The organism is Jeotgalibaca ciconiae (assembly GCF_003955755.1).
Classification (GTDB): Bacteria; Bacillota; Bacilli; order Lactobacillales; family Aerococcaceae; genus Jeotgalibaca; species Jeotgalibaca ciconiae.
The window spans coordinates 2,825,316-2,839,158 of sequence record NZ_CP034465.1 but is presented as its reverse complement, the minus strand read 5'-3'; the positions used below and the strand labels follow the sequence as shown (position 1 = coordinate 2,839,158).

Sequence of the window (13,843 nt, the reverse complement as noted above, 5' to 3'; positions counted from 1 at the left end):
AGAAAATTTGTTAAAAGCAGGAGTGGATCAATCACAATGAGTGGATTAAAGTTCAGAACCGAACATCAAGTAAGAGGCTATGAGTGTGATTTTCAAGGAGAAATTACGATACCTTCTTTGATTAATGAAATGGTTCATGTATCGAGTATGCAGAGCGAGGCATTAGGAAATACAGAAGAAAGCATGATGATGAGAGGATTAAGTTGGATTATCATTCAATATAATATCGATATTAGTCGTATACCTGAAAGAGACGAACGAATTATCCTTGAAACAGAGGCAGTAAGTTATAATCGCTTTTTTACATATCGGATTTTTCGTGCTCTCGATTTAGAAGAAAATCTGTTAGTAGAAGTGTTTACGACTTTTTCTATTATGGACTTGGAAACGCGTAAAATGATAAGAATTGACAAGGAGATTGTTGCTCCCTATAAAGCTGATGAAATACGGACGTTGATACGCCAGCCAAAAATTGTATCGGTTTGTGAAGAAACAAAAAGCGAAAAACCTTTCAGAGTTCGTTATTTAGATATCGATGCAAATAAACATGTGAATAATGCTAAGTATTTTGACTGGGTTATTAATACAGTAGAAATGGAATTCCTGCTGGCTCATCAGATTAAGTCCATTAACATCAAGTATGAAAAAGAAGTTGAGTTTGGAACAATGATTTCAAGCTCAATCTCTACAAAAGAACAAGAGGACGGTACAATCCTAACTGCTCATCAAATTATCAATGGAACAACAATTGCTTGTGTAGCGAATATTATTTGGGAAAAACGATAATCAGGATAGAGAAGGAATGGAGAAATCCAAGTTCTTCTCTATTTTATTTTAATACTTCTAGAGAGAATACTATGAGGACCAAAGAAAAGAATAACATTTTTACTGTAAAGAAAGTGAAAACGTGGTAAAATATACGAGATGTAGTATTGCAAGGAGGATGGAAAATGGCGGAAGATAAACGTCGCTACAAAGCAACCATCGCAGGTAGAACGTATACCATAGTGGCAAAGAAATCAGAAGAACATTTGAAAGTTGTTTCTGAACTAGCGAATGGAAGAATAACACAATTAAAAAGCGCTATGCCGGATTTAGATGTTGAACAGCGTTCCATTTTGGTAGCAGTGAACGCCATATCGGAGACAATAAGTAAGCAAGCGGAATTGGATGAGTTGAAAGGAAAAATAGCGCATTTAGAAAAAGAACATGAAAAACAACTGAAGATGATTACCGCAAAATCGAGTATAGAAAATCAAGCAGAAATACGAAAAGAAGAAAAGCCTGTTAAAAAAACAGCAAAAGAAGCAGGCAGCAGATTTGTTCGACCAACAACAGCTTCTGAAACAAGGCTTCAAAAAGCAAAACAACAAGAAAAAACGCAACAAAATATGCCTACTTCTACAAAAAATAAATTGACTAAACAAAATCAAGGGCAGCGTCCTTCAGGAAACAGGTGATTAGATGTTGACAATAATAATTCTTGTTATATTATTTATCGGAGTTTATGCAGGAGTCCGAAGAGGGTTAGTTCTACAACTAATTCATACAGCTGGATATATTGTTTCTTTTTATTTCGCACAAAAATATTATTTGGTTTTTGCTGATTATTTAGAAATGTTAATTCCCTATGCACAACCCGGTGTAGGAGATGAAATGGTTTATTATGATGCCATTCAGATATTAAACTTAGATATGGCTTTCTATAATGCAATTTCTTTCCTGCTTATCATTTTGATAGGATGGCTAGTGACTAGAGTAGTGGGATACATGTTAAATTCTCTCACATATTTACCAGTTATTCGTCAAGTGAACTCACTTGGCGGAGGGATTTTAGGCTTTCTCATGCAATATCTAGGGGTATTCTTATTGCTGTACTTTTTGACATTGATTCCTTTTGAAGCGATTCAATCCCTATTAGAGGAAAGTCATTTAGCAAATTGGATCATAAAAAACACACCTTATCTATCATCGCATATTTATAAATGGTGGGTAGGGATTGTAGCACAATTATAATTACATTGAGCGATAGGATAGAAAACTCTATCCTATCGCTTTGAATCAACTACAAAAGAGGTGAATCAGTTGAATTCAAAAATAATAAAAACACTAGAATTTGAAAAAATACGAACCCAACTAGCTAGCTTCGCGGCTTCTGAATTAGGCAAACAGAGACTGCTTCGATTAGAGCCCCAAAAAACGCTAAAGGATGTTCAGGATCTGCAAGATGAGACGGACGATGGCCGAAAAGTCTATCGTTTAAAAGGCGGCATTCCGATACCAAAATTAACAGATATTAGTATGTCCTTGAAACGGCTGCAAATTGGTGGTTCTTTAAATGGAAAAGAAATTTCCCAAATTGGAAGAGTGTTAAGCACTACAAAAGAAGTCATTCAATTTTTTGAAGCACTTCACGAACAAGAGGTCGAGTTCTACCGCTTATATGCCATTGTCGATCAGTTGATTGATTTACCTGATATTAGAAAGACCATTGCATTATCAATAGCAGATGATGGTGATATTTTAAGTGATGCAAGTTCTGAATTAAAACGAATCCGTCAATCGATCCGCTCCACTGAAACCAATGTTCGTGAAAAATTAGATGGCTTCATACGAGGGAAAAAATCGCAATATTTGAGTGATAGTATTGTGACGATTCGAAATGATCGTTTTGTGATTCCAGTAAAGCAAGAACACCGAAATGTATTCGGCGGCGTTGTTCATGATCAAAGTTCAACAGGACAAACTTTGTTTATCGAGCCTCAAGCTGTCCTGGAGCTAAATAATAAATTGCGTTCTTTAAAAGCACAGGAAAGAAGAGAAGAGGAACGGATTTTATATGAGTTGTCCGCACTGTTAGCACCTCATGTGGATGAAATTACTGAGAATAGCTATTTGTTAACTGAATTAGATGTGATTAATGCAAAGGCAGCATATGGAAATAGCATTGATGCAACTCGTCCTCATTTAAACGAACGAAATCATATTGCGGTATGGGGTGCACGTCATCCATTAATTGATCGGGAACAAGTCGTTTCAAATGACTTAATTATTGGAGAAGAGTACCAAGCAATTATCATTACAGGTCCTAACACGGGTGGAAAAACGATTGTTTTAAAAACATTAGGATTGATTCAGTTAATGGGACAATCAGGTTTGCAGATTCCTGCAAAAGAAAATAGCCAGATCGGTATTTTTACGGAAATATTTGCAGATATCGGGGATGAACAATCCATTGAACAAAATTTAAGTACCTTTTCTTCACATATGTCGAATATCGTTTCGATACTTGATCAAATCGATGATAAAAGTTTAGTTCTATTTGATGAGGTTGGTTCCGGAACGGATCCGCAAGAGGGAGCTTCTCTTGCGGTCTCCATTTTAGATTACGTTGGTACAAAAGGAAGTTATGTTGTTGCGACAACTCATTATCCGGAATTAAAAGTATATGCATACAATAGGCCAGCAACGATTAATGCGAGTATGGAATTCGACTCTCATACACTAGCCCCTACATACCGGCTGATGATTGGAATACCTGGACGAAGTAATGCGTTTGATATTTCTCGTCGTTTAGGCCTCCCGGAACAAGTCATCCAACAAGCCGCAGGATTTATCAAAGAAGATAGTCAAGAGCTTAATGAAATGATTGCAGACCTAGAACAAAAACGTCGTAGAACCGAATTAGAGTCTCATCAATTAAAACAACAAATCGCTGAATCAGAAGCGTTATTGCGAGACTTAAGGAAGGCTTCGGAACAATTAGAAGAAGACCAGACGACTGTAATGGAACGCGCTAAAAAAGAAGCAAATAAAATTGTTGAAACATCAAGAGAAGAAGCGGAATTACTTATGCAGGAAATACGTGAAATGCAGATGAACTTAGGTAAAAGTGCTGGTGTAAAAGAACATGAATTAATTGATTTGAGAAAACAATTTGATGAATTAAGACAAGAAGAATCACTTTTAACAAAAAATAAGGTTTTACGAAAAGAAAAAGAAAAGAAACAATTAAAAGTAGGCGATGAAGTACTAACGGAAACCTATGGACAAAGAGGTACCTTGCTAGAGAAGACAGCTAAAGGCGAATGGGTTGTACAAATTGGTATCATGAAGTTAAAACTGCCTGAATCGGATTTAAGAAAGATTGAAGAAGAGCCGGATAAACAAGTACGCAGAGCAAAAAGGCAAATCGCTAACCTTCGTTCTTCGACGGATAGCCATGTCTCGACCCAATTAGATTTACGCGGTTTTCGTTATGAAGATGCGATTATGGAATTAGACAGCTATTTGGATGCTGCTTTATTGGCTGGTTATCCTCAGGTGACGATTGTCCATGGAAAAGGAACCGGCGCAATTCGTCAAGGAGTAGTCGAAGCATTAAAGAAGCATCCTCAAGTGAAATCATTTGCATTTGCTCCAGCAAATGCAGGTGGAAATGGGGCAACCGTAGCAGTTTTTAAAGGTTAGGCAGAAAAATGGCTAACAAAAAATAACTTTGCTATAATGTGAATATTGATTAGGAAAAGGGAGGAAGTATAATCATGGTTAAAGCATTAACAGATTCAAATTTTGATACAGAAACAAAAGAAGGGGTAGTCCTTGTAGACTTTTGGGCAACTTGGTGTGGTCCATGCCGCATGCAATCACCAATCATTGATGAACTTGATGAAGAAATGGGAGATAAAGTATCTTTTACTAAAATGGATGTAGATGCAAATCCATCAACGCCACAAGAATTTGGTATTATGGGTATTCCTACTTTGCTTATTAAAAAAGACGGAGAAGTTGTTGAAAAACTAGTGGGCTTCACTCCAAAAGAGCGTCTTGAAGAAGTATTAGAACAATACGTATAAAAAAAGCAGGCTGATATAAAATCAGCTTGCTTTTTTCTTAGAACAGAATATTATTTCCTGTTTTTTCATCGGACAAGATGGGCTTGTCCATTTTTTTCAGTAATTAACAATTAAGTTGACTATTGTATTTGTTTTATTTTTCAAAATTTTCACCTGGACCTCACAACTTATTTTTGTAGTGAGGAATAGTTGTTCAGAAAGAAAGCCTGCTTCTAGATGAAAAGAAACATCTTGTTTTAATAAGCGTGTTTCAATAATCGAACCATGAAGATGATAAATATCCCTATTACGCTCTTTTTTCACCAAGTCTAAATTACCAAAACCGCAGTATTCGAATGATTCTTGGATATCTGTTTCATCTAAGAGAGGAAATTGTCGCGCAAGTTGTTTTCCGCTCCAATACAATACGTCACTCGTTTCGTTTCCGAGAATAGTAGGTAATAAAAAATCTCTCATTAAAATAAGTGGGAAATGCTGACTATTAATTAATTCTTCGCGTTTGTTACTACTCATAAAATACCTCACTTTACTAATTACTTGTGGGATGTGTCTTATTAGCATTTTATAAAAAAATCATGCATAATGAAAATATAAGATAAATTACTTTTTTAGGAAGGGTGTCAGTCATATGAGGAGCTTAAGAAAATGGATTGGTTTAATCTTTCTAATTATTCCAGTGTATAAATACATTGAGAATTGGAGAGAAGAAGAAAGAGAACGTGAATTAAAAAAAAGATTGAATTAAACAATCATTTAGCAAGAGAGTGGGAAAAAAGGCGTTCAGCCCCGAATCACTGGAGCGAATAAGCGCAAGATGGTTGCAGACCATCTTGAGCATGATTCGTGAAGTGGACGTCGGGGCTGCCTTTTTGAGCACATTTACGCTACATTATTCGGGTATAGGAAAGAGGCTGGGAGTTTTTTCCCAGCCCCCTTGCTAATATATTATATTCCATGTACACGATTTACGCGCATTCCAACTAATACACCGTTTCCCGGTTCCCTAATCTTAATAGCATCATCAATATGACCTACGATTTCCTCTGCTTTTTCTTCTGGTGTTACAAGAAGTAAAATATCCTTTTCAGGTTCTAATGCTACAGATAGAATTTTTTGTTTTTCGTGAAGACCTGAGCCTCTTCCTTTTAAAAGCGTCCCAGAATGTTGGCCGCTTTTATTAACGGCTTCAATTGCTTTATTACTTTCACCCTGATCCATAATGGCAATCAATGATTGATAATTCAATGCAACCCCTCCATTTATTAAGCATGTTTTTTCAAAAAATCTTAATAAAACTATTAAAGTCATTGTATCATATTCAAGCTAAACTTCCGAATATTTGTTATAATATGTTTAGTAATTAAATGTAAATAAGGGAAGATACCATGAATAAAAAAGCGATTGGATTTTTAGATTCTGGTGTAGGTGGACTAACGGTAGTTAAGCAAGCAATGAAGCAGCTTCCGAACGAAACTTTCTATTATATAGGAGATAACGCTCGTTGCCCATATGGTCCTAGGCCAGCTGAAGAAGTCGTTCAGTTCACGTGGGAGCTTACTCAATTCCTATTAAAAAAAGATATAAAGCTTCTGGTAATTGCTTGCAATACAGCTACCGCTGTTGCACTAGATGAAATAAGAAAAAGAATAGATATACCCGTGGTGGGCGTTATTCTACCTGGAAGCAGGGCCGCTCTCAAATATTCTTCAAATCATCGCATTGGAGTTATCGGAACAAAAGGGACAATTGAAAGTGGCGTCTATGAACAAACATTACGAGATAAAGACGCATCTCTAAAGACATATAGTATTAGTTGTCCGAAATTTGTTCCTCTAGTTGAAAGTAATCAGTTCAATACATCCATTGCAAAAAAAGTAGTATTTGAAAGTTTACAGCCGCTAACAAAATTAAATATTGATACTTTAATTTTAGGATGCACGCATTATCCATTACTGAAACCTTTGATTCAGAATGTAATGGGAGATGACGTTTATTTAGTCGACTCTGGAGCGGAAACTGTTTCGGAAGTCAGCACAATTCTTGATTACCATAATATCGCTGCAGACAGCAGTGGGGAAAAAATAGCGAATCGATTTTTTACTACCGGTTCTACTAAGTTATTTTCAGAAATTGCCACACAGTGGTTGGGAACTAATCATATGTTAGTTGAAAAAGTAAATTTATTAGAAAATAATCATTAAAGGAGTCTGGAATAATGGGTGAGAAGAAAATTATTATTGCAACAAAAAACCAAGGAAAAGCGAACGAATTTAAGCAAATACTCGAACCAAAGGGATATATCATTGAAACGCTAATTGATTATCCAGATATTCCAGATGTAGTGGAAACTGGTTTTACTTTTGAAGAAAATGCACGTCTAAAAGCGGAGACTATTAGTAATTTATTACAAGTGCCCGTTTTAGCAGACGATTCTGGACTTTGTATTGATGCCTTAGACGGCTCACCGGGAGTGTTTTCTGCTCGTTTTGCCGGAGAACCGAAGAGTGATGCAAGAAATAACGCAAAAGTATTAGCAATGTTAGGTGAATTGAATGAACTGAGTCGTGGTGCGTATTTCCATTGCACATTAGTATTAAGCAGCCCTAAAAAAGAAAGTCTTGTAGTAGAAGGAACTCTTTCTGGAGAAATTGCAAAATTTCCAGTAGGAGACTATGGTTTTGGTTATGACCCTATTTTCTTTGTACCTGAGTTAGGAAAGACATTAGGAGAAGTTTCTGAAGATACGAAAAACCGAATTAGCCATCGAGCAAATGCATTAAAAAAATTAGATGCTCAAATTGCTGAATGGTTTAAATAGAAAGGGGATCCTATGCGTTTACTTATCGTCAGTGATAGTCATGGAAATAGTCATATTTTAGATGAACTGGTCGAGAAATATATTGATCATGTCGATAAATTTGTGCACTGTGGCGATTCAGAATTGCCTGATAATCACCTTGTCTGGAATATTATGGATACTGTATCAGGGAACTGTGATTTCTATGCTGATTTTAAAGATATACATATTGAAAGAGAGACTGCATTTCCTTATGCGATTGTCCATGGCCATCATCATAATGTAAAGTGGACTTTGGAGGATTTAAAAGAATTTGCTAAGTTAAATAAGCTTTCGTTCATGTTTTATGGACATTCTCATATTCTCAAATTTGATTATGAGGATGGTATTTTCTTTATTAATCCAGGCAGTATCCAAAGTCCTAGAGGATTATTAAGAGAAAAAACATATTGCTTATTAGAAGCCAATGATACGACAGTTAAAATCAGAGTTTTTGATGATCAGCATGAAGAACTTCCTGAGCTATTTCAAAAATGGGAACTTACACAAGTCTAAAAATTCGATAAAGATTTTATTACTTTTGTAAACTTCCATCTATGAACATGTATACTTAAGTCAGAAAGTATTCGAGGAGGATTTTTAAATGATTAGTAACGAAGTCCAATCAATATTACTTCACGATAAAGGAAAAGAACTGATTATTCCGAGTGAAAATGTAGCTAATTTGAATTGCAATAATAATTTATATCATGCTTTACTAGTTCTTTCTCAAGTAAAATACAGTTCAATACCTGTTTTAGATAATGAATCTCGTATCAGAGGTTTAATTTCAATGCCTATGATTATTAAGGCTATCATGAGTATTGACTCCATTCATTTTGAAGAAATGGAAAAAATCACTGTAAAAGAAGTAATGAATAAGAATGTTCCAATAATTTATACTTCAAGTGAACTAGAGGAAATTCTCAACAAGTTAATCGATCACAACTTTCTATGCGTCATTGATGAACAAGGGTATTTTATCGGAATTATTACACGTAAAGAAATGTTAAGTCGAGTGAATCATTTAGTGCATGAGATGCATAATCAATATGATTTGAATGATAAATCTTTAACAAAAATAAATTAACAAAAGGGATGGGGGCTCAAACGCTCCTATCCCTTTTGTTATATCATCTTCCCAAAAATGTATTTTTTGGTATATCTATATTTGCATCTTTCAATGCTTGTAAGTATTCTGTTAAAAATACATCCCTTACTCTAAATTGTTGCCCATTGAGTGTATAAAAAACAATACTATAACTCACAAGACCGTTCCCCAAATTTGTGGGACCGACAAAATTAGGTCCGCTGACAATCTCAGGATAATCAGGAACCAATTGCTTGTTTTTCGCTTCAATAATCTCTTTAACAATTTCAAAATCAGTATCGGGATATAAAGTTAATTCAATCATGGCACGCATATCATTGCGTGAATTATTACTAATCACGTCAATTGTATGATTTGGAAGAAAATGATGGGTACCATCGAATCCTTTTAATTGTGTCGAACGAAGTCCGATTGAAACAACTGTACCAGAAAAATCACCAATAGTGACAGAATCACCGACATCAAATTGATTTTCTAACAAAATAAAAAAACCATTAACGATGTCACTAATAAAAGATTGGGCACCCAGACCAATTGCGATACCAGCAATCCCTGCTCCTGCCAATAATGTTGAAACAGGAATACCAATGATAGAAAGAATACTGTAAATCAAGAAAAAAGCGATTGTATAGGAAACAGCGTTATCAACCATTTTATAAATTGTATTTCGTCGATTCATCGAAACGTGTGCTTTTTTACTTTGCGTTGTAAAGGTCTTCTTTAAGAAATATTTTACCAATCGATTGATGACCGTGAAGACAAGTAACACGAAGAAAATATAAATCGATTTCGTTATCACTTGTGATACAATCCCACTCCAGTTAATGCTGTTCCACCATGTAATGATAAAATTGGAAGATTCCACAACACTCTCTATTGTTTCATCAACAGCATTGTTTGCTACAGAGTTAATAAAAAACATCAAACCTCATCCTTTTAAAATATACTTTTACTATGCTCAGACTATCATTTTTCAAGATACAGGTCAAAGAAAAAAACAATGAAACCTCTACCAATAAAAGTGGTTTCAATGGAATAATAAAAATCCTTATGGTATTATTTTATTAACGATTACGTAACTACTAGAATTTATTTTCAAGCATTCTACGACTTACGAATAAATGAAAAGGAGTGAGTGGTTCTTATGAGTTGGGGAGAAATTGCTGCTTTAATCGCAGCCGTAGCCTTTGCAGTGCTAGCAGTATTTTTAGTACTAGCAGTTAGAAAAGCTACCAAAATTTTAGATGAAGTGTCGAAAATAGCTGAAGAAGCAAACAATAGCATTTCAGTTATTACGAAGGATGTAGACCATTTAGCAATTGAGGTAGAAGGATTGTTGAACAAAACAAATACCTTGATGGATGATTTAAATGGTAAGATAAGTAAAACAGATCCATTATTTACTGCAATAGGAGACATCGGAGTTACTGTTTCTGATGTAAACCAATCTACTCGAAATCTAGCGGGTTCAATTGCAGGAGGAAAAACTTCGAAAAAGAATAAAAAAAGTTCTACTATGAGTAATTTAGGTAGAACTGCTGCATCTATGAATCGACGCAGAAAAGAACAAAAAGCAGCAAAAGATACAGATATTACAATTTATTAAGGCAATAAGTTATTATTAAAAAATATATTTAAACAATTGAAGGAGAGAAATAACATGAGTAAAAAAGACGGCGGATTTGTATTAGGTGCAATTATTGGTGGAGCAGCAGCAGCAATAACAGCATTACTGTTTGCACCAAAATCTGGTAAAGAATTAAGACAAGATATTACAGATGAATTTAATGACGTTATGGATACAGTATATGACTATACTGATATCGCTGTGGAAAAAGGCAGCGAGCTTGTGGAAGTAGCCAAAGAAACTGGTGAAGACATCAAGGTAAGTTTGAAAGATACTGGCGAAAATCTGAAATCACAATTCAGTGAAACTTCATCAAAAGTTTCAGATGATTTAAAAAAAGCTAAAGAAGATGTATCTCAATCAGTAGCTGAAGTAAAAGAAAAATCAAAAGACGTGAAAAAAGAAGCTGAAGATATTGCTGATGAAGGCAAAAAAGAGGCTGAAGAAGCAGCGAAAAAACAATAATAAGAAAACCTCGAGCTAACGCTCGAGGCCTTTTTATTTTAGTGGAGACTTTCAACTCGGAGATATCGATTGTCGTAGAGGACGCCGGTGGCACCTCGGAAATATTCTGGAATCATTTCTCCCTGGCAGACTTGGCAGCTGAACCGCGGTGGGTCATGAGGATCTCCCCCATCCAGCCAATCGAATTGCTCCACGACCTCAAGTGGAATCTCTTCCACTGCCCTGCATTGACGACAGATATAGCTCACGCTCTTGTCCTTGGGCTCTCTGTCGTAATCCTTCCCAGTCGAACCGAAGGTTTTCAAGAGCTTGCGCTTCTGCTTTTCCCTGCTGGTGTTTTTCTTTTTCTGACTCAATCCGTTCAATCTCCTCCCGTAAATACCTTCTCGCATCCCAATCGTTCGCATATTGGATGGTAAGCTGTCCTTTTTTGGACACAACAATCCCCTTGAACTCGTAGTAGTTGCCGCATTTCGAACATTTGAGTGGATCGATTCCGAATGTTTCGGTTATCCTTTCGCGCCATTTTTTCGGTTGGGTCATCTTTCGCGCATGGATGAGCAACTTCGTCATCTTCTCCTGTAGATGACGGACCACCTTTTGGACGGTCTTCTTGATACGTCTGCTGTACAACCCGTAATGGCGGATTGTTTTGAAGCCTTTGTCCGGGATGTGCCGGATCAGCGAAAGGATAAACTCTTTGGCCCCCATTATCTTGATTGCTTCTTTGTTTGTGCGTTTGTCATGATACCGGAAGAGGACCGTGTCACCATCGTAATAGATGATCCGTTCGAGCGCGATGGGTCCTCGTTTCATGTATCGACTGATATATTGCAGCAGTGCCTTCACATTGGTCCTGCTCCGTTTCGGGGCGTTCACGTAAAAGCCTTCCGCATTCTTCGAATACGCGTTTTGCAGCAGGGGCTGGGCTTTCTTCTTCTCCTTCGGAGTAAGGGTACGCCGCAGGAGCTTAAGAACCGCGTTCTGCCAATGTATTCGCAAGAGTTTATAGGGAATGTAGTCGTAATCCACCCATTTCCCGCTGTCTGTCAACCCGCCCATGGTCACAATCATGTGCACATGGGGATTGAACTCCAACTGGGAGCCGAAGGTATGTAGGCCTGCGATGATGCCCGGGGTGATGCGTTTCTTGCGGAAATACGCCTTCACCACGTTTGCTGCCTCATCCATTAATCCCTTCAACAGTTCCTCCCGGTGAAGGAGAAACAAATCCCGCAATCCTTCATCAATCGTGAACACGATATGCCGGTGAATGGTGTGGTACATGTCATCCGCAATCATGTCGCTCCAGCGCTGACTCTCCCCAACCGCACAGGTTGGGCAAAACTTTCCCTTGCAGCGAATCGGAACATGCTTGACATCATGACAGCCTTCGCAAACGAACAATCGAAATCCTTTCCTCACATCGCCGCAATAGCGGAACTTATCTACTTCCGACAACACCACAGAGCGAATTCTTTTCTTGTGTATTCTCACAAGCGAGTCCCAATGGTGTTCTTTATCAAAGAAGATGGCGTGAAGAATATTCTTATTCATACCTTTATTTTACCCTCCGTGGAACAAAAAGCAAATTTGTGGAACATGCATCCAGATAAGCTTCTTTTCAAGAATAATTTTATAAAACCCTATACTATTAGCAAAAAGGACTAGAGAAATTTCTAGTCCTTTTTAAGTTATTCAGAGATAAACTCACGATAAGCGTTTATATTGGTTGGGAAAGATGTAAAGGAATGAAAACCATTTTCATCAAGGAACCCACAATCTTCGATCCGAACACCTATATCATCTTGAATATATATACCTGGTTCAATCGAAAAACACATGTTTTTTAGCAAAGGCATGGTATTTCCTTGCATGATGGAAGGAAACTCATGGACGCTCTGTCCTAGTCCATGTCCAAGACGGTGATTAAAGTATTTACCATAACCTTCCCTGGAAATAATATCTCTTGCAATTCCATCCAGCGTCTCAGCACTCATATTCAAAGTCGCTTTCTCCATTGCATCATTATGCGCTTGTAATACTAAATGGTAAATTTTTTCTTGTTTATCTGTAGGCGTTGATCCGAAAAACAGAGTTCTGGTGATATCGCTGGCATATCCCTTATACATAACACCTAAATCAAAGAGGACAAATTGATTTTCTTTTAAAGGAGTTGTTCCAGGAGTGCCATGCGGACTTGCAGCATTTGAGCCAAATAAAACCATAGTATCAAAACTCATCTCGTTAATTCCACGTTTTTTTAATTCATATTCTATTTGTGCTACAACTTCTAATTCTGTGATTCCAGTTTTCAAGATAGAGGCGCCAATTTTAATCGCTTCATCTGCCCAAAAACCTGCTTCTTTCATAATAGCAATTTCATCTGAAGTTTTTTGAAGACGAAGTTTTTCTAAGAAATGTGAAAAATCGTATTGAATGTGACTATCTGGAAAAGAATTTTCCAAAGCTTCCTTTCTACTTACCGTTAGAAAATCTTTCTCAACTGCCCATGTTTTTTCAGGGACATTGATCTCATGAATTTTCCTTTTTATTATATCCCACGGGTTCTCAGTGTCGTGATAACTAAAAACTTCGAATTCCTTTGTAACTTTTTTTGCGTCCTCATATTCTAAAGCAGGCGTAAAAAGAAGTGGAGCATGATTTTTAAATAATAGAACAGCTAAAATTCGTTCATGTGGTTCACTTTTATAGCCGGTTAAGAAATTGATAACCATAGGATTATTGAAAAAAGCAATATCAATATTATCATCTTTCATTTTTTGAGTAATAATCTTTATTCTTTCATTCATTAGTGTTCCTCCTTTGTTTTATTTCATTATAGCATCAAAAAGCATGTTTGAAAAAAGTTGTGAAATTTTCATGAAAACATCTGTGAAACGCTTGCAATTTTATGAAAATAATGATAAATTCTTCTTGAGAATATA

At 36.5% G+C, this 13,843-nt stretch carries 16 protein-coding genes; 11 read left to right on the top strand and 5 right to left on the bottom strand.

Features of this window, described 5'->3' with window-relative positions:
• Positions 1 to 36 precede the first annotated feature (36 nt).
• The 5 genes from EJN90_RS13195 (at position 37) to trxA (ending at position 4,856) form a co-directional block, all read left to right on the top strand.
• Positions 37 to 786, top strand: coding sequence for an acyl-[acyl-carrier-protein] thioesterase (locus tag EJN90_RS13195; RefSeq protein ID WP_126112019.1), 750 nt, complete (start codon positions 37 to 39; stop codon positions 784 to 786).
• Between the two features lie 164 nt (positions 787 to 950).
• A complete protein-coding gene (zapA, locus tag EJN90_RS13190; protein WP_126112017.1) occupies positions 951 to 1,460 on the top strand; it encodes a cell division protein ZapA in 510 nt (169 codons plus the stop codon).
• Positions 1,461 to 1,464: 4 nt separating this feature from the next.
• Entirely contained in the window at positions 1,465 to 2,016 is a 552-nt protein-coding gene (locus EJN90_RS13185) for a CvpA family protein (RefSeq protein ID WP_126112015.1), read from the top strand.
• A gap of 69 nt (positions 2,017 to 2,085) precedes the next feature.
• Positions 2,086 to 4,470, top strand: coding sequence for an endonuclease MutS2 (locus EJN90_RS13180; RefSeq protein WP_126112013.1), 2,385 nt, complete (start codon positions 2,086 to 2,088; stop codon positions 4,468 to 4,470).
• Between the two features lie 74 nt (positions 4,471 to 4,544).
• Positions 4,545 to 4,856: a thioredoxin gene (trxA, locus tag EJN90_RS13175; protein WP_126112011.1), complete on the top strand. Its 312-nt coding sequence runs from the start codon at positions 4,545 to 4,547 to the stop codon at positions 4,854 to 4,856.
• A 96-nt stretch (positions 4,857 to 4,952) separates the two neighbouring features.
• On the opposite strand, the gene EJN90_RS13170 is transcribed toward trxA, so the two are convergent.
• Together EJN90_RS13170 and EJN90_RS13165 are read right to left on the bottom strand one after the other, a co-directional pair.
• Entirely contained in the window at positions 4,953 to 5,369 is a 417-nt protein-coding gene (locus EJN90_RS13170) for a DUF2507 domain-containing protein (RefSeq protein WP_164544096.1), read from the bottom strand.
• A gap of 432 nt (positions 5,370 to 5,801) precedes the next feature.
• A complete protein-coding gene (locus tag EJN90_RS13165; protein ID WP_126112007.1) occupies positions 5,802 to 6,101 on the bottom strand; it encodes a P-II family nitrogen regulator in 300 nt (99 codons plus the stop codon).
• A 140-nt stretch (positions 6,102 to 6,241) separates the two neighbouring features.
• On the opposite strand from EJN90_RS13165, the gene racE reads away from it, so the two are divergent.
• The 4 genes from racE (at position 6,242) to cbpB (ending at position 8,782) form a co-directional block, all read left to right on the top strand.
• A complete protein-coding gene (gene racE, locus EJN90_RS13160; protein ID WP_126112005.1) occupies positions 6,242 to 7,057 on the top strand; it encodes a glutamate racemase in 816 nt (271 codons plus the stop codon).
• Between the two features lie 14 nt (positions 7,058 to 7,071).
• Positions 7,072 to 7,674, top strand: a complete 603-nt coding sequence (locus tag EJN90_RS13155) for an XTP/dITP diphosphatase (RefSeq protein WP_126112003.1) — start codon at positions 7,072 to 7,074, stop codon at positions 7,672 to 7,674.
• A gap of 12 nt (positions 7,675 to 7,686) precedes the next feature.
• Entirely contained in the window at positions 7,687 to 8,208 is a 522-nt protein-coding gene (locus EJN90_RS13150; protein WP_126112001.1) for a YfcE family phosphodiesterase, read from the top strand.
• Between the two features lie 88 nt (positions 8,209 to 8,296).
• Positions 8,297 to 8,782, top strand: coding sequence for a cyclic-di-AMP-binding protein CbpB (cbpB, locus tag EJN90_RS13145; protein ID WP_126111999.1), 486 nt, complete (start codon positions 8,297 to 8,299; stop codon positions 8,780 to 8,782).
• A 43-nt stretch (positions 8,783 to 8,825) separates the two neighbouring features.
• On the opposite strand, the gene EJN90_RS13140 is transcribed toward cbpB, so the two are convergent.
• Complete coding sequence (locus EJN90_RS13140) at positions 8,826 to 9,725, bottom strand: mechanosensitive ion channel family protein (protein WP_126111997.1); 900 nt, start codon at positions 9,723 to 9,725, stop codon at positions 8,826 to 8,828.
• 222 nt (positions 9,726 to 9,947) lie between these two features.
• On the opposite strand from EJN90_RS13140, the gene EJN90_RS13135 reads away from it, so the two are divergent.
• Both EJN90_RS13135 and EJN90_RS13130 read left to right on the top strand, forming a co-directional pair.
• Positions 9,948 to 10,409, top strand: coding sequence for a DUF948 domain-containing protein (locus EJN90_RS13135; RefSeq protein WP_126111995.1), 462 nt, complete (start codon positions 9,948 to 9,950; stop codon positions 10,407 to 10,409).
• Positions 10,410 to 10,463: 54 nt separating this feature from the next.
• Positions 10,464 to 10,895, top strand: coding sequence for a YtxH domain-containing protein (locus tag EJN90_RS13130; RefSeq protein ID WP_126111993.1), 432 nt, complete (start codon positions 10,464 to 10,466; stop codon positions 10,893 to 10,895).
• A gap of 198 nt (positions 10,896 to 11,093) precedes the next feature.
• Here the strand turns inward: EJN90_RS13130 and EJN90_RS13125 are convergent, their stop codons facing one another.
• Both EJN90_RS13125 and EJN90_RS13120 read right to left on the bottom strand, forming a co-directional pair.
• On the bottom strand, positions 11,094 to 12,452 hold the full coding sequence (locus tag EJN90_RS13125) for an IS91 family transposase (RefSeq protein WP_126111991.1): 1,359 nt from the start codon (positions 12,450 to 12,452) through the stop codon (positions 11,094 to 11,096).
• A gap of 137 nt (positions 12,453 to 12,589) precedes the next feature.
• Positions 12,590 to 13,708 (bottom strand): M24 family metallopeptidase, encoded by a 1,119-nt coding sequence (locus EJN90_RS13120; protein WP_126111989.1) that lies wholly within the window; start codon positions 13,706 to 13,708, stop codon positions 12,590 to 12,592.
• Between the last annotated feature and the right edge of the window lie 135 nt (positions 13,709 to 13,843).